The following is a 20,444-nucleotide window of genomic DNA, read 5'->3' on the forward strand; positions in this document are numbered from 1 at the left end:
GCAGTCCGCTACGCCAGCTCGTTCGACTCCAGCATCTCGGTGACGAGCGCCGCGATCGCCGATCGCTCCGACCGGGTCAGCGTGACGTGGGCGAAGAGCGGGTGCCCCTTCAGCGTCTCGATGACGGAGGCGACGCCGTCGTGGCGGCCGACGCGCAGGTTGTCGCGCTGCGCCACGTCGTGCGTCAGCACCACCCGCGAGTTCTGGCCGACCCGCGAGAGCACCGTGAGCAGCACATTGCGCTCGAGCGATTGCGCTTCGTCGACGATCACGAACGCATCGTGCAGCGAGCGGCCGCGGATGTGGGTGAGCGGCAGGACCTCGAGCATCCCGCGCTCGATCACCTCGTCGAGCACGTTCTGCGAGACCAGGGCGCCGAGGGTGTCGAAGACCGCCTGGGCCCACGGGTTCATCTTCTCGGCGGCGTCGCCGGGCAGGAAGCCGAGGTCCTGACCGCCGACCGCGTAGAGCGGTCTGAAGACCATGATCTTCTTGTGCTGGCGCTTCTCGAGCACCGCCTCGAGGCCGGCGCAGAGCGCGAGCGCCGACTTGCCGGTTCCGGCGCGACCGCCGAGCGAGACGATGCCCACCTCCTGGTCGAGCAGCAGGTCGATGGCGAGCCGCTGCTCCGCCGAGCGCCCGTGCAGGCCGAACACGTCGCGGTCGCCGCGGACGAGCGTGATCTGGCGCTTGCCGGTGACGCGGGCGAGTGCGGAGCCGCGGTCGGAGTGCACGACGAGCCCGGTGTTGATCGGGATGTCGGCGACCACGTCGTTGAACAGGCGCTCGCGGTCGTAGAGCTCGCTCATCGCGTCGCCGGCGAGCGTGACGTCATCCATCCCGGTCCAGCCCGACTCGGGGGCGAGCTCGGCCAGGTACTCCTCGGCAGCGATGCCGATGGAGGCCGCCTTGACGCGCATCGGCATGTCCTTGGACACGACCGTCACGAGGGCGCCCTCGGTCTGCAGGTTCATCGCGACCGCGAGGATCCGGGCGTCGTTGTCACCGAGCTGCAGGCCGCTGGGCAGCACCGACATGTTCGAGTGATTGAGCTCGACACGGAGGGTGCCACCGTTGCCGACCGCGATCGGGAAGTCGAGCCGCTCGTGCTTGATGCGCAGCTCGTCGAGATTGCGCAGAGCCTGGCGGGCGAAGTACCCGATCTCGGGATCGTTGCGCTTGCCCTCGAGCTCGCTGATCACCACGACCGGCAGCACGACGGCGTGCTCCGCGAAGCGGAACATCGAGGAGGGATCGGACAGCAGCACCGACGTGTCGAGGACGTAGGTGCGTTGGAGCTGATCCGTAGGAGCCGCGGAGTCTCGCTGCGCTCGGCGGTGGATGCCGCCCTGCGCTGCGGTCTGCGGATCCATGCCCTGGGGAACTGTCACGTCGACTCTCCACACTCGGGGGCGCGGGCCCCCGACTCATGCTGCGAGCCGGCCCCTTCGGTGCAACTGGTGCACCGCGCAGTTCCCTTCGGTGGTCTGCGCGATATCGAGCCGTACTTGTGTGGCCGTCTCGACCAGGCGCTGTACCTGATGCCTCGAACCTAACCCCGCGAATGACAGCAGTGTGCTTTCTTGCGCTACGAACGTGTAACCAGTATGTGAACGGCCGTGGGCGGAACGGACGTCAGTACTCCACGACGGTCGCCGCCGAGATGAGCGCGGAGCGCAGGACGGCCAGCGTCTCGTCGGAGGTGCTCGCGTGGGCGCTGAAGCGCACGGTGGTCGGTCGCAGCCGCGTCGTGACTCCGTGGGCGGCGAGGGCCGCCGAGAGCGGACCGAGCTCCTCCGGGGCCGGCTCGACGACGACGATGCCGGCGCGCCTCCGCTCGTCGCGCGAGCCGACCACCGCGAGGCCGAACTCGTCGGCGAGGTCGATGATCGCGCTCACCCGGTCGGCCACACGCGCGGCGACGGCGGGGACGCCCACCGCCGCGATGTCCTCGAGCGCGGCCGCGAGACGGGCCTGCGCGATCGGGTCGGGGTTCGTGATGCTGAACGCGCCGGCGCCCGATCGCGGCGGGGTCACCTCGTCCCAGGGCTCAGGAGTGTCGGCACCGGTCCAACCCGAGAGCAGCGGATCCAGGCGCGACAGCGCGCGGTCGCCGAGGGCGAGGAACCCCGTGCCCCAGCCGGCCCGCACCCACTTCTGACCGCCCGAGGCGACGACGTCGGCGAGCTCGTAGGGCGCGTCCACGACTCCGAAGCCCTGGATCGCGTCGAGCACCAGGAGACGGTCGCCGATCACCTCGCGGATCCCCTCGAGATCGGCCACGTGACCGGTCCGCGAGTCGACGAGGCTGAGCGCGACGGCGGCGACCTCGGGAGTGAGCTGGTCCCGGATGCTCTCCGGAGTCACCTGCCCCGGCTCGCCGCGGAGCCACTCCGGCCCCGCCGCTCCGCGCAGTTCTGCCGCGCGCACCGCCGCGAACGGGAGGCTCGGGAACTCCCCGGGCGACACCAGGACCGAGCCCTCCACCCCGAGCAGCGCGTGCAGCAGACCGGTCGACGTGTTCGGCTGGAAGACGACCTGCTCGGCGGGGAACCGCACGAGGGCCGCGACGGAGGCGCGCACCCGCGCATCCTGGCGGAACAGCTCATCGAGCGTCTCGGCCCGCGCCCGCGCGAGCAGCTCGGAGGCGGCGCTCTGCTCGGCGACGGCGGTGGCCGACACCGGTCCCACCCGGGCGAAGTCGAGGTACCCGGTCTCCTCGTCGAAGGTGTCGAGGTAGGCCGCGAGGGCGGGGTCGTGCGCGGTCATGCCGAGCCCTTCCGGTCGGGAGTCGGTCAGCTGCCGAAGCGGCGGTGGCGCCCGGCGTAGTCCCGCAGGGCCCGGAGGAAGTCGACCTCGCGGATGTCGGGCCCGAGCGCCTCCATGAAGTAGAACTCGCTGTGCGCGCTCTGCCAGAGCATGAAGTCCGAGAGGCGCTGCTCGCCGGAGGTGCGGATCACCAGATCCGGATCGGGCTGCCCGCTCGTGTAGAGGTGCTCGCCGATCAGCTCGGGGGTCAGGAGCCCCGCGACGTCCTCGATCGAGGAGCCGAGCTTGCCGTGCTCGTCGAGGATGCTCCGGACGGCCTGGGCGATCTCGTGGCGGCCGCCGTAGCCGACGGCGAGGTTCACGTGCAGGCCCGTGTGCGAGGCGGTCCGCTCCTCCGCGGTGTCGAGCGCCGTCACCAGCGAGGCCGGGAGGCCGTCGTCGGAGCCCACGTGCTGCACACGCCAGTCGGGCTGCTGCGACACCTCCTCGGCGAGATCCGCGATGATCGCGATCAGCTCGGTGAGCTCGGAGGTCTCGCGGCCCACGAGGTTGTCCTGCGAGAGCAGGTAGAGGGTCACGTGGCGGATGCCGAGCTCGTCGCACCACTGCAGGAACTCGTGAACCTTCGCGGCACCGGCCCGGTGCCCGTGCGCGGCCGTCTCAAGGGCGCGCTGGCGGGCCCAGCGGCGGTTGCCGTCGATGATCATGGCGACGTGGTTCGGCAGCGTCCCGGGAGCGAAGCTCGACCGCAGGCGCTTCTTGTAGACGCCGTAGAGGAGGTCCCTCCCCACAGGCAGTCTCGACTTCGGCACAGAGCCACGGTAGTCGATGAGCGCCCCGGCTCCACCACCGCGGGCGTCCCGGGAGCAGGTCGTATCCTGTCGCGTATGACCCCGACGCCTCCCTCCCCCGATCCGGCCGAGGCGTCGACCAGGCGCGGCGACCGCGCCGTCGCGCAGGACGACGCCACCGGTCCTGATCTCCCGAATCTGCCCCTGGTCGAGGACGAGATCGAGCACGGGCCCACGGCCGAGACGAAGCCGACCTGGCGCGGCTGGATCCATGCCGGGCTCTTCCCGCTGGCGATCGTCGCCGGCGTCGTGCTGATCACCGTGGCCGAGGGCACCACCGCCAAGTGGGCGGCCGCCGTCTTCACCGCGACCTCGCTGCTGCTGTTCGGCAACTCCGCGCTCTACCACCGCTTCGACTGGGCGCCGAGGACCAAGGTGATCCTCAAGCGGATCGACCACGCGAACATCTTCCTGCTCATCGCGGGCACCTACACGCCTCTCGCCGCCCTCGCGCTGCCACCGTCGCAGGGGACGCTCCTGCTGGCGCTCGTCTGGGCCGGAGCGCTGCTCGGGATCGGCTTCCGCGTGTTCTGGATCTCGGCGCCGCGCTGGCTCTACGTGCCGCTCTACCTGCTGCTCGGCTGGGCCGCCGTCATGTACCTCGGCCCGCTGTTCGAGGCGAGTGCCGCCATGATGGTCCTCGTCCTGGTGGGCGGGCTGTGCTACACCGTCGGCGCGATCGTCTACGGGGTCAAGAAGCCCAACCCGATCCCCGGGGTCTTCGGCTTCCACGAGATCTTCCACGCGCTCACCGCGGTGGCCTTCGTCTGCCACTGGACCGCGGCGCTGCTCGTATGCATCGACCCCGCCTACAACGCGGGCTGACGCTCAGCGCTCTTCGAAAGTCAGCGCTCGGCCGCGTCGCGCTCCTGCTCCTCGGCGTCGAGCTGCTCGGCCAGCTGGGCGCGGTAGGTCGTGCGGCGAACCCGACGCACCATGTCGAGCGCCAGGAGCACGACGGCCCCGGCGATGACGAACATCGTGAGGAAGCCGAAGAGTCCCGGCGTGACCGTGTCCTCGTTGAACTCCGGCCCGGGCGTCGGCATCGGGGTGGCCTCGGAGGCGCGCAGCAGCGCGAAGGTCACGGCGTCGACCCCGGAGGCGAGCGCGGCGGCGATCACGCGGGCACCTCGGCGCCGGCACGGAGGTCGACTCCGGCGAACAGGTCGGTCTCGGGAGTCGGCGCGTCGACCCGGCTCTCGATGAGCTGGAAGTCGTCGGTCGGCCAGGCGGCGTCGATCGCCTCGTGCGGGAGGAAGAAGAACGCGTTGTCGGGAGCGACCTGGCTCGCATGGGCACGCAGGGCCGCGTCGCGACGGTCGTGGTAGCCGGAGATCGTGATCTGCGTCGTCGCCAGGTAGGGCGTCTCGTCACCCCAGCGCTTCATCTCCTCGAAGGTCGCGAGCCGCGGGTCCTCCGGGTCGAGGGAGCGCAGGTGCTCGGCGATCGCGTGCAGCTTCTGGCTGCTGAACACGCGGTCGTAGTAGAGCTTCGACACGGCCCACGGCTCGCCGGAGTCCGGGTACTCGCCGGGCAGCCCGGCAGCGCGGAACGCCTCGACGGCGACCTGGTGCGCGCGGATGTGGTCGGGGTGCGGGTAACCGCCGTTCTCGTCGTAGCTGATGATCACGTGCGGGCGGAACCGGCGGACGAGGCGCACCAGCGGGGCGGCGGCGATCCGCAGCGGCAGGCCGGCGAAGGACGAGGGATCGACCGCGCCGTCCTCGGGCATGCCGGAGTCGACGAAGCCGAGCCAGGTGTGCTCGATCCCGAGCGCCTCCTGAGCGGCCGCCATCTCGTACCGGCGGAGACCGCCGATGTCGCGCTCGGCATGGGCACGGGCGGCGAGCGCCTCGTTGAGGATGGAGCCCGCCTCGCCTCCGGTGCACGAGACGACCATCACCTCGGCGCCGCGGTCGGCGTAGGCGGCGAGGGTCGCGGCGCCCTTGCTCGACTCGTCGTCGGGATGGGCGTGCACGGCGAGGAGGCGCGGGGCGTCCCGCACCTCCGAATCGACGGAGACCTCGACGGCCTGGGACACGATCGCTCGATTCCTCGGGGTTTAATGGGGTCGACGCGGCAGCCCGCGCCATCCGTCCAGAGTAGACGCAACACCCGGGGAGTTCCGTGGCCGCCCGCACGTCCGAGACCGCCGAGTTGAGCGACGACGCGCCGCTCGACCCGAACGAGGTCCGCGCGGCCGGGCCGCTCGCCTCCCGCTACGGACGCACCGGTCGCACCCGGCGCGGCAACCGCTGGCTCTTCGGCGGTGTCGCCGCCTCGTTCGTCGCCGTGTTCGCCGCCTGGGTGATCTGGGCCGGCCTCGACAGCGGCCGCGACGGCGTCGATGTGCAGGACACGGCCCACTCCGTCGTCGACGACCGCACCGTCACGGTGTCCTTCGACCTGACCGCGCCCACCGGCACCGCGGTGGCCTGCGCCGTCCAGGCGCTCAACGAGCAGTCGGCCGTCGTCGGCTGGCTCGTGGTCGAGTACCCCGCATCGACCGAGCGGTTCCGCTCGTTCACCGAGACGGTGCGGACCACCGAGCTGGCGACGACAGGTTTGATCTCGTCCTGCTGGCTCCCGTAGGGTTGCCGGGTGCCCTGACGGACTCGTCGGGGCCTTGTCTTTTCCACCGCCGCCGGACCTCGGCCGACACGGCCGCCGGGCGCGGATGCGCTCGAACGTCGTCGCCGGCCCTCGCGAACGCGGCCGTCATGTGAGGAGCCCACCGTGGCAGACCAGCCTCAGGTCACCTGGATGACCCAGGAGTCGTACGACCGCCTCCAGGCGGAGCTCGCCGAGCTCTCCACCGCCGGACGCGAGGAGATCGCGAAGCGCATCGAGGTCGCCCGGGAAGAGGGCGATCTGAAGGAGAACGGCGGCTACCACGCCGCGAAGGACGAGCAGGGCAAGATGGAGGCGCGGATCCGCCAGCTCACGGCGCTGATCCGAGACGCCGAGATCGGCACGCCGCCCGAGAGCCACGGAGTCGTGGAGGCGGGCACCATCATCACCGCCGAGATCGCGGGCGACGAGTCGCGCTTCCTGCTCGGCAACCGCGAGATGGCGGGCGAGAGCGACCTCGACGTCTACAGCCCGCAGAGCCCCCTCGGCTCGGCGATCATGGACCTGAAGGTCGGCGACTCCACGAGCTTCACCGCCCCCACGGGGCGCGAGATCACCGTCAAGGTCGTCAACGTCGAGACCTGGAACGGCCACTGATCCCGCTGATCCCGTCCTGCTGATCCGTCCGCGGCGTTGTCGTCGGGCGCGATACCGCCGGTATCGCTTCCTCCTCCGCCTTGCGGACGGACCAGCAGGACGCGATCAGAGCACAAACGAGCAGCCGCGCGGACGGGCGAGCAGGGCGGGATCAGGCCTTCGACAGGCGCGGGTGGTAGCCGGCTTCCGTCAGGACCTGCAGCACGCGGTCGGCGTGCTCGGGGCCGCGGGTCTCGACGCTGATCTCGAGCTCGACCTCGCTGATCTGCAGGCCTCGCCCGTGGCGGGTGTGCAGGACCTCGACGACGTTCGCGTTCGCCTCCGAGATCAGCTCGGCGATGCGCGCGAGCTGGCCGGGGCGGTCGGGCAGGCCGATGCTCATCTTGAGGTAGCGCTCGGAGGCGGCGAGACCCCGGCTGATCACGCGCTCCATCATCAGCGGGTCGATGTTCCCGCCCGAGAGGATCACCGCGGTACGGCCCGCGTTGCGCACCTTGCCGGTGAGGATCGCGGCGATGCCGACCGCCCCGGCCGGCTCGACGACCAGCTTCGCGCGCTCGAGCAGCACGAGCAGCGCGCGGGCGATGTCATCGTCCTCGACCGTCACGACCTCGTCGACGAGCTCGCGGATGATCTCGAAGTTGAGCAGCCCCGGCTTCGCCACGGCGATCCCGTCGGCGATCGTCGGTGTGATGGTGATCGCCGTCGGCTCGCCGCTCGCGAGCGACAGCGGGTACGGCGCGGCGTTGGCGGCCTGGACCCCGATGACGCGGAGGGTGCGCCCCTCCTGAGCGGCCTTCTGCTTGGCGGCCGAGGCGACTCCGGCGATGAGGCCGCCTCCGCCGATGGGGACGATGATCGTCTCGACGCCCTCGGCCTGCTCGAGGATCTCGAGGCCGAGCGTGCCCTGCCCGGTGATCACGTCGGGGTGGTCGTAGGGCGGGACGAAGACCGCTCCGGTGCGCTCGGCGAACTCGGCGGCAGCCGCGAGCGCCTCGTTGAAGATGTGGCCGCTGAGCACCACCTCGGCCCCGTAGTCGCGGGTGGCCGAGAGCTTGGGCAGCGCGACTCCGATCGGCATGAAGATCGTGGCCTTGATGCCCAGCTCGCGTGCGGCGAAGGCGACGCCCTGGGCGTGGTTGCCGGCGGAGGCGGCGACGACTCCGCGGGAGCGCTCCTCCGGAGTCAGCCGCGAGAGGCGGAAGACCGCCCCGCGGATCTTGTAGGACCCCGTGCGCTGCAGGTTCTCGCACTTCAGGAACACCGGCGAGCCGAGGACCTCGGCGAGGAAGTTGCTCGTCTCCATCGGGGTGGAGGCGATCACGGGCGCGATGACGGTTCGGGCCGCCTCGAACTCGTGGAGGGTGGGACCGACGACGCGGCTAGTCTGCATGCTCTGCGGCTGCTCTCTGAAGGGGTTTCGGCGAGAGCCAGGCACCGCTCGCGACGTACTTGACCATGACGTTGAGGGTCGCGACGAAGGGCACCGCGAAGAAGGCCCCCGCGATGCCGGCGACGATCGAGCCGCCCGCGACCGCGAGGACCACGGCGAGCGGATGCACCTTCACCGCCGAGCCCATGATCAGCGGCTGGAGGATGTGCCCCTCGAGCTGCTGCACGCCGAGGACGACGATCAGCAGGATCAGGGCGACGACCGGCCCGTTGTAGACCAGGGCGATGAAGACGGCGAGGGCCCCCGTCACGACGGCGCCGATGACCGGCACGAATGAGCCGAGGAAGACCAGGACGCCGATCGGGATCGCCAGGGGGACGCCCAGGAGGAACGAGCCCAGGCCGATGCCGACGGCGTCGACGAAGGCGACGAGGATCTGCACCTTCACGAAGTTCGTCAGGGTGATCCATCCCGCGCGGCCGGCACCGTCGACCGCGGTGCGAGCGCGGAGGGGGAAGAGCCGGACGACCCAGCTCCAGATGTTGGGGCCGTCGATCAGGATGAAGAGCGTCGAGAAGAGGGTGAGCAGCACGCCCGCGAAGAGGTGGCCGACCGTCGCGCCGACGCTCACGACTCCGCTGACGAGCATCCCCGAGTCCTGCTGCAGGGCGTCGAGGGCCTGCTGCGCGTACTGGTTGATATCGCTCTCGGTGAGATGCAGCGGGCCGTCGAGCAGCCAGGCCTTGAGGTCGTCGTACGACTGCACGGTCTGCCGGCTCAGATCGTCGAACCCCGCGTAGACCTGGGTGACGACGAGGAAGAGCAGGCCGCCGACGACGACGAGCAGCCCGATCTCGGACACCGCGATCGCCGCCCACTTGGGCCAGTGGTGCCGCTGCAGGAACGAGGAGAAGGGGACGAGCAGGGCCGCGATCACCACCGCGAGGAGCAGGGGGATGACGATGATGCGCAGCTCGATCACGAGAAGCGCCAGAACGGCGAGCGCGGCGACGACGACGAGGAGGCGCCAGGCCCACGCGCCGGCGATGCGCATCCCGTCGGTCACGAAGGCGGAATCGGGGACGGGCGCCGGAGCCTCGGAGACGGCCGCACGAGCCTCGACGGCGCGGGAGCCGGAGGTGCGGCGGGACCGGCCGATTCTCATCTGCTCAGACTAATCCCCGGTGCATTCCGCGCGAGGAATCGGCGCCCTCTCACGATGCGGCGCGGACCGCGACGGGCCGCAGCGCCAGGACGAGCCCGACACGCTCCCCCGGCTCGAGGCGCTGGCCGGCCGAGTGCTGTACGACGAGCTCCTCGCCCTGCTCGGTGCGCACCGTCGAGCGGCGGACCGGGCCGAGGAAGCTGGACGAGACGACCACCGCCGCCAGTGCCTCCGGTGCGCCGCCGGCGACGATGTCGATGTCCTCCGGCCGGAGGAACGCCGACACGGCGCCGTCCGCGACGCCCGGGTCGACGAGCGGCAGCCGCGAGCCGAGCACGGTGACCGCTCCCCCGGACACCGTCCCGGCGACCGCGTTCGAGAGCCCGACGAAGTGCGCGACGAACGGCGTCGACGGGCGCGCGTAGAGGTCCTCCGGGGCACCGAGCTGCTCGATGCGGCCCGCGTTCATCACCGCGACGCGATCGGCGACCGCGAGAGCCTCCTCCTGATCGTGGGTGACGAAGAAGGTCGTGATGCCGATCTCGGTCTGGATGCGGCGGATCTCGTCGCGCAGCTGCACGCGCACCTTGGCGTCGAGCGCCGACAGCGGCTCGTCGAGAAGGAGCACTCGGGGCCGCGTCACGAGAGCGCGGGCGAGCGCGACGCGCTGCTGCTGGCCGCCCGAGAGCTGGTGGGCGTAACGGTCGCCGAGCGCGCCGAGGCCGACGAGGTCGAGCGACTCCTGGGCGAGGACCCGCCGCTCACGGGCGGCGACTCCGCGGGTGCGGAGGCCGAACTCGACGTTCTCGCGCGCCCGCAGGTGCGGGAAGAGCGAGTACGACTGGAACACCATCCCCATGTCGCGGCGCGCGACCGGCACGTCGGCGACGTCGTCCTCGTCGACCAGGATGCGGCCGGAGTCGATCCGCTCGAGCCCGCTCAGCGCCCGGAGCGCCGTGGTCTTGCCGCAGCCCGACGGGCCGAGGAGGGCGATGAACTCGCCCGGCGCGACATCGAACGAGACGCCGTCGAGGGCGCGGGCCGTGCCGTAGTGCCGGGCGACGTCGACGAAGCGCACGCGCGCTCCCGGGGCGGAGGTGGTCACGAGGTGCCTTTCGACGGGGCGCGGTCGCCGAGCGGCAGACCGATCCGCGCGAGGCGGCCGATCCCGAGCAGGAGCCCGAACGCGAAGAGGAGGGAGAGCAGCGAGAAGATCACGGCGACGTAGGCGTCGGACTTCGAGACCTGCACGAGCCCGGTCTGCAGGGTCGTGCGGCTGAGGAGAGAGGCGATCGTGTACTCGCCGAGCACCACCGCGACGGTGATGAGCGCGGCGGCGACGAGCCCCCTGCGCAGGTTCGGGAGCAGCACCCGGGTCAGCACGCCGAACCAGCCGGCGCCGAGCGAGCGTGCGGCCTCCGAGAGCGTGATCGCGTCGAGGCCGGCGAGATTCGCCGCGACGGCGCGGTACGCGTACGGGAGCACCAGCACTCCGTAGGCGAGGGCGAGAGTCCACGGGGCCGAGCCGACGAGCCGCGTGACCACCGAGTACACGGGAGCGAGCCCGACGACGAGCACGATGGCGGGGACCGTGAGCGGCAGCAGGCACACCAGCTCGAGCGCCCGGCGCAGGCGCGGCAGACGGATCTCGACCAGGAGCATCGTCGGCACCAGCAGGACGAGCACGATCAGCGCGGTGACGACCGCGAGGATCAGCGAATTGCCGATGCCCTGGAACAGCGAGCGGTAGCCGCGCTCGTTCTCGGGGTCGAGGATCGCCGTCCAGTGCGAGAGATCATAGCCGCCGGCACCGCGGAGGGTGAACTCGGCCATCGCGATCAGGGGCACCGCGAAGACGATCCCCGTGACGACGAGGACCGCGCCGGACAGGAGTCGCCGGTTCACCGCTGCCACCGCCGGGCGCGGCGCTGGAGCAGCGAGTAGCCGGACATCAGCACGATCATCACGGCGAGCATCCCGAGGGCGAGGGCGCCGGCGAGGTTCTCGCGGCCGAGGACCGTCTCGCTGACGAGCGCGGCGCGGATCTGCAGCGGCACGATCTGCGCGCCCTGGCTGATCAGCGCGGCAGCCGTCGCGAACGACGAGAACGCGTTCGCGAACAGCAGCAGCACGGAGCCGAGGAAGGACGGGGCGAGGACGGGGACCGCGACGCGCCACCAGTAGCTCAGCGAGCCTCCGCCGAGCACTGCGTTCGCCTCGGCCCACTCGGGCCGCAGGCCCTCGAGCGCGGGCAGGAAGGTGAGGACCATCAGCGGCACCTGGAAGTAGAGGTAGGGCAGAACGAGCCCGGGCATCTGGTAGAGCCAGACGCCGTCGGCGTAGAGGTCGACGCCGGCCCCCGCGAGGAGGGTCGTGACGAGACCCTGCACGCCGATCGTCGCGATGAACGCGAAAGCGAGCATGACGCCTCCGAACTGCGCGAGGACACTGGCCGCCGCGTCGACGACCGTGCGGAGCGGGCCCCGCGGGTCGGCGCCGAGGAGAGCGAGGCAGACGATCGCGCCGAGGACCGCGCCGACGACCGCCGTGAGCGCGGAGAGCCCGAGGGAGGCTCCGAACGCCGGCAGCACCACGGGGTCGCCGAGGGCCACGACGTTCTCGAGGGTGGGCCGGCCGTCGCCGTCCACGAAGCCGGTGCCCACCGCGAGGACCGTGGGGACGGCGAGGAAGAGCAGGACGTAGACCGCGAACGGCGCGACTCCGAGAGTCTCGGGGAGGCCGCGCCGCCTCCGGGCCACGGGGGCACCGGAGGCGACGCGGACGGAGGCGGACGTCACTGGATCGCCGCGGCCCACTTCTCGGCCAGCAGAGCCGAGGCGGCCTCGGTCTGCTCGGACGTGAACTGGACGAGGTCCTCCGGAGCCGCGCCGACGGCGTCGAGCGCGTCCTCGTCGACCGTGCCGGCGTCGACCATCGCCGCCAGGCGCACCGGGTAGGCACCGGCCGCGAGGTAGAGGTTCTGCGCGGCGTCGGAGTAGAGGTACTCCTGCCAGAGGCGCGCGGCGGCCGGGTGCGGCGCGTCGGCGTTGATCGCCTGGTTGTAGTAGCTGCCGACGGCAGTGCCGGGGAGGACCGTGGTGGTCCACTCGCGGGTGCCCTCGTTCGCCTTCGCGGCGGCGAGGTTGTTGTAGCTCCAGTCGAAGACGACCGGGGTCTCACCGGAGGCGATGGTCGCGTCGGTCGGGTCCAGCGGCAGGAAGTTGCCGGCGTCGTTGAGCTTCTCGAAGAAGTCGATGCCCGGCTGGATGTCGTCGGCCGAGCCGCCCGCCTGGACGGCGGCGAGCTGCACCGCGGCGGCCGCGGCTCCCGCCTGCGTCGGGTCTCCGTTGATGGCGACGGAGCCGCGGTAGTCGGCGCCGAGCAGGTCGTCGAGCGAGGCGGGAGCGGGGACGGCCTCGGAGTCGTAGCCGATCGACATCAGACCCGTGTAGTCGTTCACCCAGAGGCCGGTCTCCTCCTTGTTGTCGGCCGGGATGTCGTCCCAGGTCTCGACCTGGTACGGCGCGAAGAGGTCGGTGTTGGCGAGCGCGACGGCGGCACCGAGGTCGAAGACGTCGGGCGCGGTGTCCTGGCCGGCGAGGTTCTTCGCCGTGCTGATCTCCTCGGCCGAGGAGACATCGGGGTCGGCCGAGTTCACGGTGATGCCGTACTCGTCCTCGAACCCCGCGATGAGCTCGCCGTAGTTGGCCCAGTTGTCGGGCAGCGCGATGACGTTCAGCTGACCCTCGGCCTTCGCGGCCTCGACGAGGGCGTCGAGACCACCGAGGTCGGCGGCCGAGGTCGCGGTCGACGCGTCGACGGACGAGCCGTCGGAGGAGGTGCCGGCGCCGGCGTCGCCGGAGCAGGCGGTCAGGGTGAGAGCGAGGGCGGCGGTCGCGGCGGCGAGCGCGCCTGCGCGCGGGAAGCGCTGGATCTTCAAGAGTCCTCCAGAGTCGGGTGGGCGGACCCGGCGGGTCGCCTCCGGAAACGTAGGGGCGACCGCCGACGCGGCGGGGCCGCGGAGGTGAACCGGATGGGAACACCGGGCGGCGCGCAGGCGGCGGCGATGTCGGGGGCGTTCGCTAGCGTGGAGCGCACCATGACCGAGCAGCTCTCCCCCGCCCTCGCGCGCCGCATCGCCCTGGCCGCCCAGGGCTTCGGCGCAGCACGCCCTCCTCGCGTCGGCACACGGCAGATCCTCGGGGTGATCGACCGCATCCGCCCGCTGCAACTCGACTCGGTCAACGTCTTCGAGCGGAGCCACTACCTCCCCCTTCTCGCCCGTCTCGGCCCCTACGATCGCGGACTGCTCGACGCCGTCGCGTTCTCGCCGAAGGGCCACTACCTCGAGTACTGGGCGCACGAGGCGGCGCTGATCCGCCGGGCGGATGTGCCGCTCTACCGATGGCGGATGGAGCAGTACCGCCGGGTCCGCCTCCCCGAGCACGAGGGCTGGGCGTTCGAGAACCGCTCGACGCTCGACTGGCTGCGGGCGGCTCTCGCCGACGGTCCGCTGCGCGCCTCCGAGATCGAGCACGAGGCCAACACCCGCACCGGCCCGTGGTGGGGCTGGTCCGACATCAAGCGCGGGCTCGAGGTGCTGTTCCGCTGGGGCGAGGTGGTGACCGCCGGCCGCACGCGCTTCGAGCGGTCGTACGCGCTCGCCGAGCAGATGCTGCCGCGCGAGGTGCTCGAGGCCGAGCTGTCCACCGAGGATGCGATCCGCGAGCTGGTGCGCCGCTCGGCCCTCGCGCACGGCATCGGCACCCTCGGTGATCTCGCCGACTACCACCGGCTGCTGCAGGCGCCGACCCTCGCGGCGGTGCGCGACCTCGTCGACGCGGGCGAGCTGGCGCCGGTCGAGGTCCGCGGCTGGGAGCGCTCCGGCCGGCCGGTCCCGCTCTGGCTGCACACCGGGGCGCGGCGTCCGCGCGCGCTCCGCGCCGACGCCCTCCTCTCCCCCTTCGACCCCGTGGTCTGGCACCGTCCGCGCGCCGAGCTGTTCTTCGACTTCCACTACCGGATCGAGATCTACACGCCGGCACCGCAGCGGGTGCACGGCTACTACGTGCTGCCGGTGCTGCTCGACGACGTCATCGCGGCGCGGGTGGACCTCAAGAGCGACCGTCAGAACGGGGTCCTCCGAGTGCAGGCGGCCTGGCTCGAGCCGGGCGCCCCCGCCGATTCCGCCGAGCGGCTCGCCGTTCTGCTGGTCGAGGCCGCCCGCTGGCAGGGCCTCGCGGCGGTCGAGGTCGTCGGGCGCGGCACCCTCGCTCCGGCCCTCCTCGCAGCGCTGTCTCTCCACCACGCCGAGGTCGTCGCATGAGCGCGGTCACTCCGCAGCGTCAGGGGACGATCGCTCTGGCGCTCTCCGAGAAGTGCGTGGCCCTCCTCCTCGAGCGTGGAACGGTGAAGGGCGTCAGCTCGATCGATCTCGCGCACGCCGCCGGGATCTCGCTGCGCACCTTCCACCGCTATCTCGGCGGCAAGGAGGACTGCGTGCGTCCCGTCCTCTACGCGGCGATCGCGGCGATGGGGCGCGCGCTCACGGCCCGCCCGGCCTCCGAGTCCCTCAACACAGCGCTGGGTGCCGCCTTCGCTGCCGCGGCCTCGGGCCCCCAGCTCGAGCGCACGCTCAAGCTGATCCCGCTTCTCACCGAGACGCCCGCCATGCGAGCGGTCTGGGCGCAGTCGCTGCACGACGGCGAGGCCGCCCTCACTCCGAGCATCGCCGAGCGGATGGGCCTCGCCCCTGCCGCGTATCCGCGCGCCGCCGTGCTCGCCACCGTCGTGCTCGCGCTGGTGCGCCGCGCCCTCGTCGACGCCGTCGCGACGGGGAGCGACCCCGCACCCGTCTTCGAGGAGTATCTGACCACGCTCGACGGCGGGCCGCTCGCAGCGACGCCTCCGATCCCGGCACCGGTCGAGGAGTACGACATCTAGCGAGAGCTCGAGGACGGCGGCTCAGAAACGGAGGCTCAGAAGCGCGAGCCCATCTCGCTGAGCCGCGCGACGCGGTCGGCGATGGGCGGATGCGTGGCGAAGAGACGTGAGATCGCGCTCGGCTTCGCCGGGTCCGCGATCCACAGGTGCGCCATCGCGCTGTTCTGCTTGCGCATCGGGCGCCCGGCCGACTCGAGCTTGAGCAGGGCGCTGGCCAGCGCATCCGGATGCCGGGTGGTCAGGGCACTCGTCGCATCGGCGAGGTACTCGCGCTGGCGCGAGATCGAGAGCTGCACGACGGTGGCCACGATCGGGGCGAGCACCATCGAGACCAGGCCGACGACGAGCAGGATCGGATTGCCGCCGCCGTTGTTGCGGTTGCCGCCGAAGAACGCGAAACGGAGGAAGACGTCCGAGAGGAAGCCGACCGCGACGACGAGGCCGAAGACGATCATCGAGACGCGGATGTCGTAGTTGCGGACGTGCCCGAGCTCGTGCGCCATGACGCCCTCGAGCTCGGCGTCGTCCATGATCGCCAGGAGTCCAGTGGTCGCCGCGACGACCGCGTGCTCGGGATCGCGGCCGGTCGCGAAGGCGTTGGGCGCCGGATCGTCGATCAGGTACACCTTCGGCATCGGAGTGCCGGTCGTGATCGACAGGTTCTCGACGATGCGGTACAGCCGCGGCTCGTCCGACCTCTCGATCGGCACGCCCCCGCTGAGGGTGACGGCCTGGCCCGCCGCGAAGAAGTACTGGAACACGGCGTACGCCGCCGCCACGATCAGCACCACGACGACGATCGTCGTGCTGCGGTAGATCGCGGAGGCGAGCGCGCCGAGACCGCCGATGATCACCAGGAAGAGGACGAGGATCAGAACGGTGTTGCGCTTGTTCTTCGCGATCGCGCTGTACACCGGAGGCCTCTAGAACTGGACGCGCGGGGGCTCCGAGATCGCGGCGAGATCGCCGACCTCGAAGAACTCGCGCTCCGAGAAGCCGAGCCGGCGCGAGAAGAGCGTGTTGGGGAACACCTTCACCTTTGTGTTCATCTCGCGCACGCCTCCGTTGTAGAAGCGGCGCGCGGCCTGGACCTTGTCCTCCGTGTCGACCAGCTCGCCCTGCAGCTGCAGGAAGTTCTGGCTGGCCTGGAGCTGCGGGTAGGCCTCGGCGACGGCGAAGATCGAGCGGAGGGCCTTCTGCATGTGGTCCTCCGCGGCGGAGGCCTCCGCCGGCCCCTCGGCCGAGAGCGTCTCGGCGCGAGCCCGCGTCACCGACTCGAAGACCTGCCGCTCGTGGGCGGCGTAGCCCTTCACCGAGTCGATCACGTTCGGGATCAGATCGGCCCGCCTCTTGAGCTGGACGGTGATGTCGCTCCAGGCCTCGTCGACGCGGACATTGAGAGTCACGAGCGAGTTGTACGTCGCCCACAGGTACACCCCGAGGACGACGACGAGGGCCACGACGATGATGAGCGGGACGAGCCATTCCATGCCGACAAGTGTAGGAGTGAGGGCTCGCCCCGCCCTGCCGGTTCGGCGCATTCGCAGTGTCGCTGCGGTTGCGTGCCCGGCGTCGAGCCGGGCTACTTGAGGGTCTTCTGCATCAGGACGGTGCTGAGCCAGCGCTCGAACTTGAAGCCGACGCGACCCATGCGGCCGACCTCGACGAAGCCGTACTGCGCGTGCATGCCGAGCGACGCCTCCGCGCCCTTGTCGGCGATGACGGCCATGATCTGACGGATGCCGACGGCCTTCGAGCGCTCGAGCAGCTCGGACATCAGCGCCTTGCCGAGGCCCTTGCCCGTCGAGGCCGCGCGCAGGTAGATCGAGTTCTCGACAGTGAAGCGGTAGGCGCGCTTCGAGGACCACGGTGACACCATCGCGTAGCCGAGGATCTGACCCGAGGGCGAGACGGCGACGATGAACGGGAGTCCCAGCTTCTGGTTCCGGGTGTACTTCGTGCGCCACTCCTTGAGCGTCGAGTCGTCCTCGTCGAAGGTGACGACCGTGTTGCGCACGTAGTGGTTGTAGATCTCGCGGATGTCGGGGAGGTCTTCTTCGCGCACCTCGCGGATCTCGAACGAGAAGTCGGGCTCGGGCGCCGGCGCCTTCCGCAGGTGCGGCGGCAGGACTCGACGTCGCTCGTACTCTTCCTCGAGCATCTTCTGCTCTCCTTCCGACGATCCGGGTCAGGCGATCCGAGTCAGCGTAGCGGCGAGCGGTCTCCGCGCGCCGACACCGCGATCACGGCGCGATGCTCCAGTCGACCGGCTCCGCGCCGCGCTCGACGAGCAGGTCGTTCGCCCGGCTGAACGGCCGGGAGCCGAAGAAGCCGCGCGACGCCGACAGCGGGCTCGGGTGGGCGCTCTCGACGATGCCCGCATCGCCGAGCAGCGGCCGGAGGTTCGCGGCGTCGCGGCCCCAGAGGATCGCGACGAGCGGCTGGTCGCGGGCCGCGAGCGTCCTGATGGCGTGCTCGGTGACCGCCTCCCAGCCCTTGCCCCGGTGCGACGCCGGTGCGCCCGGTGCGACGGTGAGCACGCGGTTGAGCAGCATCACGCCGTTCCGGGTCCAGTCGCCGAGGTCCCCGTGCGCGGGCGTCGCGACGCCGAGGTCGTCGTGCAGCTCGCGGTAGATGTTCGCCAGGCTCCGAGGAACGGGGCGGACGTGCCGCTCGACCGCGAAGGACAGTCCGATCGGGTGCCCGGGCGTCGGATAGGGATCCTGCCCGACGACCAGGACGCGGACGCCGGCGAGCGGGGCCGCGAAGGCGCGGAGCACGTCCTTGCCCGCGGGGAGGTAGGACCGGCCGGCCGCCACCTCCGCGCGGAGGAAGTCGCCCATCCGCGCGATGTCCGGGCCGACAGGCGCGAGCGCCTCGGCCCAGCCGCGGTCGATCAGGCCGGCCTCGGCCAGCTCCTGCAGCTCCACGCTGTCAGCTCGCGAGTGTCGCGACGACGACGCCCGACGAGCCTCCGCTGACGCGCCAGACGGAGCCGGCGCCGCGCACCTGCAGCGCTCCCGTGCCGACGGTCAGCACGGTCGACTCGTCGATCGCGACGCCTCCGTCGACCAGCCCCGCCTCGACGGCCGCCACGAGGCGCCCGAGGGTGCCCCACTGCGCAGCGTGCACATCGATCGAGACGTCGACCAGGCCGATCCCCTCGAGGACCGTCACCTCGTCGAGCTCCTCGGACGCCTGCTCCGGAGCGACGACGACCCCGCCGACGCGGAACCCGCCGACGATCGCCCGATCGGCCGCGACGGCGGCGCCCGCCGAGAAGCCGGCGTAGGGCACTCCGGAGGAGACCAGGTCGCGCAGCGTCGCGAAGGACGGCTCGAGCGCGTCGCGGAAGGCGGGCGTGAGGCCGCCTCCGACGAAGATCCCGTCGACGCCGTCGAAGACCGCGGGGTCGATGCGACCGCCCTCCGGCTTCAGCACGGCGACCGGCTCGAGCGGGCCGACCGAAGCGAGGAGGGTGGAGTAGTGGGCGTAGGCCTCGGACCCGAGTCCGTCGTGCACGACGACGATCGCGATGCGCGGCCCCTCGATGCGACCGGCGTCGACGGCGCGGGTCCGGGCCTCGGCGAGGAACGCGGAGTAGAGCTGCGCGTCGTGCTCCGCGCCCCCGCCGCCGCCGATCAGGTGGACGCTCACTCGTCGTCCTCGGCGAGGGCGCCCGCGACCGGGGGCAGCGCCGACCACGGGAAGACGATCCAGCGCGGGGTGCGGCGCCAGAAGAAGTCGGGCTCGAGCACCGTGCGCGGCTTCGTGTAGAGCGTGACGGTCTGCACCTCGGCACCCATCGCGCGGATGAGCGTCACCGAGAGCGCGAGGGTGTGGCCGGAGTCGGACACGTCGTCGACGAGGAGGATCCGCTTGCCGCGGACCGAGGCCTCGTCGAGCAGCGGCGGCAGAACCACGGGCTCGGCCAACCGGGCCTCGACGCCGGTGTAGAACTCGACGTTCAGCGCCCCGCAGCTCTTGATCCCGAGGGCGTAGGCGACGGCTCCGGCGAGCAGGAGCCCGCCGCGGGCGATGGCGACCACGAGCTCGGGTCGGTAGCCGGAGGCGACCACGTCGTCGGCGAGATGGCGAGCGGCGTCACCGAACTCGAGCCAGCCGAGGACCTCCTTCTCGGTGGCGGCGAGGTGGTCGGCTGAGTCGTCGGCGTCGGAAACCATGAGGGACAGGCTAGGGCGTCGCGAGCCTCCGCGTCACATCGCGGCGCTCGCCGACGCACCCCCCGTCAGACCTTCAGCGCGAGCGGTCCCTTCACGACCTTGTGCGGCGCGGCCTGCGCAACGGGCTTGATGGTCACGAGGTCGAGATTGACGTGCGCGGGCAGCTCGACGGAGGAGACGATCGCCGCCGCGACGTCCTCGGCGACCAGCGGAGCGGGCACCTCGGCGTAGACGGCGTCGGCCCTCGCCCGGTCGCCGCCGAAGCGCACGAGCGAGAACTCGTCGGTGTGCACCATGCCCGGCGCGATCTCGATGACGCGGATCGGCTCTCCTGCGAGCTCGAGGCGCAGCACGGCCACGAGCGCGTGCGCCGCGAACTTCGCGGCGTTGTAGCCGCCTCCGCCCTCGTAGGCGACGTGGCCGGCGATCGAGGTGACGGTGACGATGTCGGCCGAGCCCGCGGAGCCGGAGTCGGCGATGCCCGCGCGCAGCAGCGGCAGCAGAGCGCTCGTGACGAGCTTCACCGAGAGCACGTTGATCTCGAACATGCGGGTCCAGTCGGCGGGGTCGGACGCCTCGACCGAGTCGAGTCCGAGGGCTCCGCCTGCGTTGTTCACGAGCGCGTGCACGGGCCCGGTCGTGGCCAGGTGGTCGCGGAGCGCGTCCACCTGAGCGGCGTCGGTGAGGTCGGCGACGAAGAACCCGGCTCCGGTCTCCACGGCGAGCGCCTCGAGCCGGTCACGGCGCCGCGCGACCGCGACGACCTCCCAGCCGTGGTCGCGGAACAGGCGGACCGTCGCCGCACCGATCCCTGAACTCGCTCCTGTCACGACGACGCGTCGAACCACGATCGTCCCCTTCCGTCAAGCCTCGGACACCACCGACTCCGTCGTCGCGCCCAACGCTAGTCT

At 71.4% G+C, this 20,444-nt stretch carries 23 protein-coding genes; 5 read left to right on the forward strand and 18 right to left on the reverse strand.

Features of this window, described 5'->3' with window-relative positions; all coding sequences use genetic code 11:
• Positions 1 to 8 precede the first annotated feature (8 nt).
• The 3 genes from ASG06_RS18455 to ASG06_RS18465 form a co-directional block, all read right to left on the reverse strand.
• Positions 9 to 1,373 carry a PhoH family protein gene (locus tag ASG06_RS18455; RefSeq protein ID WP_056045078.1) on the reverse strand — a complete coding sequence of 455 codons (1,365 nt, stop codon included), beginning with the start codon at positions 1,371 to 1,373 and terminating at the stop codon, positions 9 to 11.
• A gap of 262 nt (positions 1,374 to 1,635) precedes the next feature.
• Positions 1,636 to 2,769 carry an aminotransferase class V-fold PLP-dependent enzyme gene (locus tag ASG06_RS18460; RefSeq protein WP_056045079.1) on the reverse strand — a complete coding sequence of 378 codons (1,134 nt, stop codon included), beginning with the start codon at positions 2,767 to 2,769 and terminating at the stop codon, positions 1,636 to 1,638.
• Positions 2,770 to 2,795: 26 nt separating this feature from the next.
• Positions 2,796 to 3,581: an isoprenyl transferase gene (locus ASG06_RS18465; RefSeq protein WP_056045081.1), complete on the reverse strand. Its 786-nt coding sequence runs from the start codon at positions 3,579 to 3,581 to the stop codon at positions 2,796 to 2,798.
• A gap of 75 nt (positions 3,582 to 3,656) precedes the next feature.
• Between ASG06_RS18465 and trhA the strand changes: the two genes are divergently transcribed.
• The gene (gene trhA / locus ASG06_RS18470; protein WP_082499358.1) at positions 3,657 to 4,445 is read left to right on the forward strand and encodes a PAQR family membrane homeostasis protein TrhA; all 789 of its coding nucleotides are present in this window, start codon (positions 3,657 to 3,659) and stop codon (positions 4,443 to 4,445) included.
• A gap of 20 nt (positions 4,446 to 4,465) precedes the next feature.
• Here trhA and ASG06_RS18475 read toward each other — a convergent pair whose 3' ends face one another.
• On the reverse strand, positions 4,466 to 4,741 hold the full coding sequence (locus ASG06_RS18475; RefSeq protein ID WP_231727834.1) for a hypothetical protein: 276 nt from the start codon (positions 4,739 to 4,741) through the stop codon (positions 4,466 to 4,468).
• Positions 4,738 to 5,661: a mycothiol conjugate amidase Mca gene (gene mca, locus ASG06_RS18480; protein WP_231727836.1), complete on the reverse strand. Its 924-nt coding sequence runs from the start codon at positions 5,659 to 5,661 to the stop codon at positions 4,738 to 4,740. Before mca ends, ASG06_RS18475 begins: the two co-directional genes overlap by 4 nt.
• Positions 5,662 to 5,747: 86 nt before the next feature.
• Here mca and ASG06_RS18485 point away from each other — a divergent pair, with 86 nt between their 5' ends.
• Both ASG06_RS18485 and greA read left to right on the forward strand, forming a co-directional pair.
• Positions 5,748 to 6,212, forward strand: coding sequence for a DUF4307 domain-containing protein (locus tag ASG06_RS18485; protein WP_056045083.1), 465 nt, complete (start codon positions 5,748 to 5,750; stop codon positions 6,210 to 6,212).
• A 144-nt stretch (positions 6,213 to 6,356) separates the two neighbouring features.
• Complete coding sequence (greA, locus tag ASG06_RS18490; RefSeq protein ID WP_056045085.1) at positions 6,357 to 6,848, forward strand: transcription elongation factor GreA; 492 nt, start codon at positions 6,357 to 6,359, stop codon at positions 6,846 to 6,848.
• A gap of 151 nt (positions 6,849 to 6,999) precedes the next feature.
• Here the strand turns inward: greA and ilvA are convergent, their stop codons facing one another.
• The 6 genes from ilvA to ASG06_RS18520 are packed head-to-tail and all read right to left on the reverse strand — an operon-like array spanning position 7,000 to position 13,346.
• The gene (gene ilvA / locus ASG06_RS18495) at positions 7,000 to 8,241 is read right to left on the reverse strand and encodes a threonine ammonia-lyase (RefSeq protein WP_056045088.1); all 1,242 of its coding nucleotides are present in this window, start codon (positions 8,239 to 8,241) and stop codon (positions 7,000 to 7,002) included.
• Positions 8,231 to 9,406 carry an AI-2E family transporter gene (locus ASG06_RS18500; protein WP_056045091.1) on the reverse strand — a complete coding sequence of 392 codons (1,176 nt, stop codon included), beginning with the start codon at positions 9,404 to 9,406 and terminating at the stop codon, positions 8,231 to 8,233. The genes ilvA and ASG06_RS18500 overlap by 11 nt, the downstream gene beginning before the upstream one ends.
• Before the next feature lie 49 nt (positions 9,407 to 9,455).
• The gene (locus tag ASG06_RS18505; RefSeq protein ID WP_056045094.1) at positions 9,456 to 10,511 is read right to left on the reverse strand and encodes an ABC transporter ATP-binding protein; all 1,056 of its coding nucleotides are present in this window, start codon (positions 10,509 to 10,511) and stop codon (positions 9,456 to 9,458) included.
• Positions 10,508 to 11,311: an ABC transporter permease gene (locus ASG06_RS18510; protein WP_327205503.1), complete on the reverse strand. Its 804-nt coding sequence runs from the start codon at positions 11,309 to 11,311 to the stop codon at positions 10,508 to 10,510. The genes ASG06_RS18505 and ASG06_RS18510 overlap by 4 nt, the downstream gene beginning before the upstream one ends.
• Positions 11,308 to 12,204 carry an ABC transporter permease gene (locus tag ASG06_RS20360; RefSeq protein WP_197409466.1) on the reverse strand — a complete coding sequence of 299 codons (897 nt, stop codon included), beginning with the start codon at positions 12,202 to 12,204 and terminating at the stop codon, positions 11,308 to 11,310. The genes ASG06_RS18510 and ASG06_RS20360 overlap by 4 nt, the downstream gene beginning before the upstream one ends.
• Positions 12,201 to 13,346 (reverse strand): ABC transporter substrate-binding protein, encoded by a 1,146-nt coding sequence (locus ASG06_RS18520; RefSeq protein ID WP_082499360.1) that lies wholly within the window; start codon positions 13,344 to 13,346, stop codon positions 12,201 to 12,203. The genes ASG06_RS20360 and ASG06_RS18520 overlap by 4 nt, the downstream gene beginning before the upstream one ends.
• Before the next feature lie 159 nt (positions 13,347 to 13,505).
• On the opposite strand from ASG06_RS18520, the gene ASG06_RS18525 reads away from it, so the two are divergent.
• On the forward strand, positions 13,506 to 14,732 hold the full coding sequence (locus ASG06_RS18525) for a winged helix-turn-helix domain-containing protein (RefSeq protein WP_056045104.1): 1,227 nt from the start codon (positions 13,506 to 13,508) through the stop codon (positions 14,730 to 14,732).
• A complete protein-coding gene (locus ASG06_RS18530; protein WP_056045107.1) occupies positions 14,729 to 15,349 on the forward strand; it encodes a TetR/AcrR family transcriptional regulator in 621 nt (206 codons plus the stop codon). Before ASG06_RS18525 ends, ASG06_RS18530 begins: the two co-directional genes overlap by 4 nt.
• 35 nt (positions 15,350 to 15,384) lie before the next feature.
• Here ASG06_RS18530 and ASG06_RS18535 read toward each other — a convergent pair whose 3' ends face one another.
• From ASG06_RS18535 to ASG06_RS18565, 7 genes are all read right to left on the reverse strand, one after another.
• Positions 15,385 to 16,263, reverse strand: a complete 879-nt coding sequence (locus ASG06_RS18535) for a M48 family metallopeptidase (RefSeq protein ID WP_056045110.1) — start codon at positions 16,261 to 16,263, stop codon at positions 15,385 to 15,387.
• Positions 16,264 to 16,272: 9 nt separating this feature from the next.
• Positions 16,273 to 16,839, reverse strand: coding sequence for a LemA family protein (locus ASG06_RS18540; protein WP_056045113.1), 567 nt, complete (start codon positions 16,837 to 16,839; stop codon positions 16,273 to 16,275).
• Between the two features lie 92 nt (positions 16,840 to 16,931).
• Positions 16,932 to 17,510, reverse strand: coding sequence for a GNAT family N-acetyltransferase (locus ASG06_RS18545; protein ID WP_056045116.1), 579 nt, complete (start codon positions 17,508 to 17,510; stop codon positions 16,932 to 16,934).
• A gap of 82 nt (positions 17,511 to 17,592) precedes the next feature.
• On the reverse strand, positions 17,593 to 18,279 hold the full coding sequence (locus tag ASG06_RS18550; RefSeq protein ID WP_056045119.1) for a uracil-DNA glycosylase: 687 nt from the start codon (positions 18,277 to 18,279) through the stop codon (positions 17,593 to 17,595).
• Between the two features lie 4 nt (positions 18,280 to 18,283).
• Positions 18,284 to 19,006 (reverse strand): Type 1 glutamine amidotransferase-like domain-containing protein, encoded by a 723-nt coding sequence (locus ASG06_RS18555; RefSeq protein ID WP_056045122.1) that lies wholly within the window; start codon positions 19,004 to 19,006, stop codon positions 18,284 to 18,286.
• A complete protein-coding gene (locus tag ASG06_RS18560) occupies positions 19,003 to 19,533 on the reverse strand; it encodes a phosphoribosyltransferase (RefSeq protein WP_056045124.1) in 531 nt (176 codons plus the stop codon). Before ASG06_RS18560 ends, ASG06_RS18555 begins: the two co-directional genes overlap by 4 nt.
• Positions 19,534 to 19,598: 65 nt before the next feature.
• Positions 19,599 to 20,384, reverse strand: a complete 786-nt coding sequence (locus ASG06_RS18565) for an SDR family NAD(P)-dependent oxidoreductase (protein ID WP_056045127.1) — start codon at positions 20,382 to 20,384, stop codon at positions 19,599 to 19,601.
• Positions 20,385 to 20,444: the final 60 nt, after the last annotated feature.

Origin of the sequence: Rathayibacter sp. Leaf185, assembly GCF_001423885.1 — a bacterium.
Classification (GTDB): domain Bacteria; phylum Actinomycetota; class Actinomycetes; order Actinomycetales; family Microbacteriaceae; genus Rathayibacter.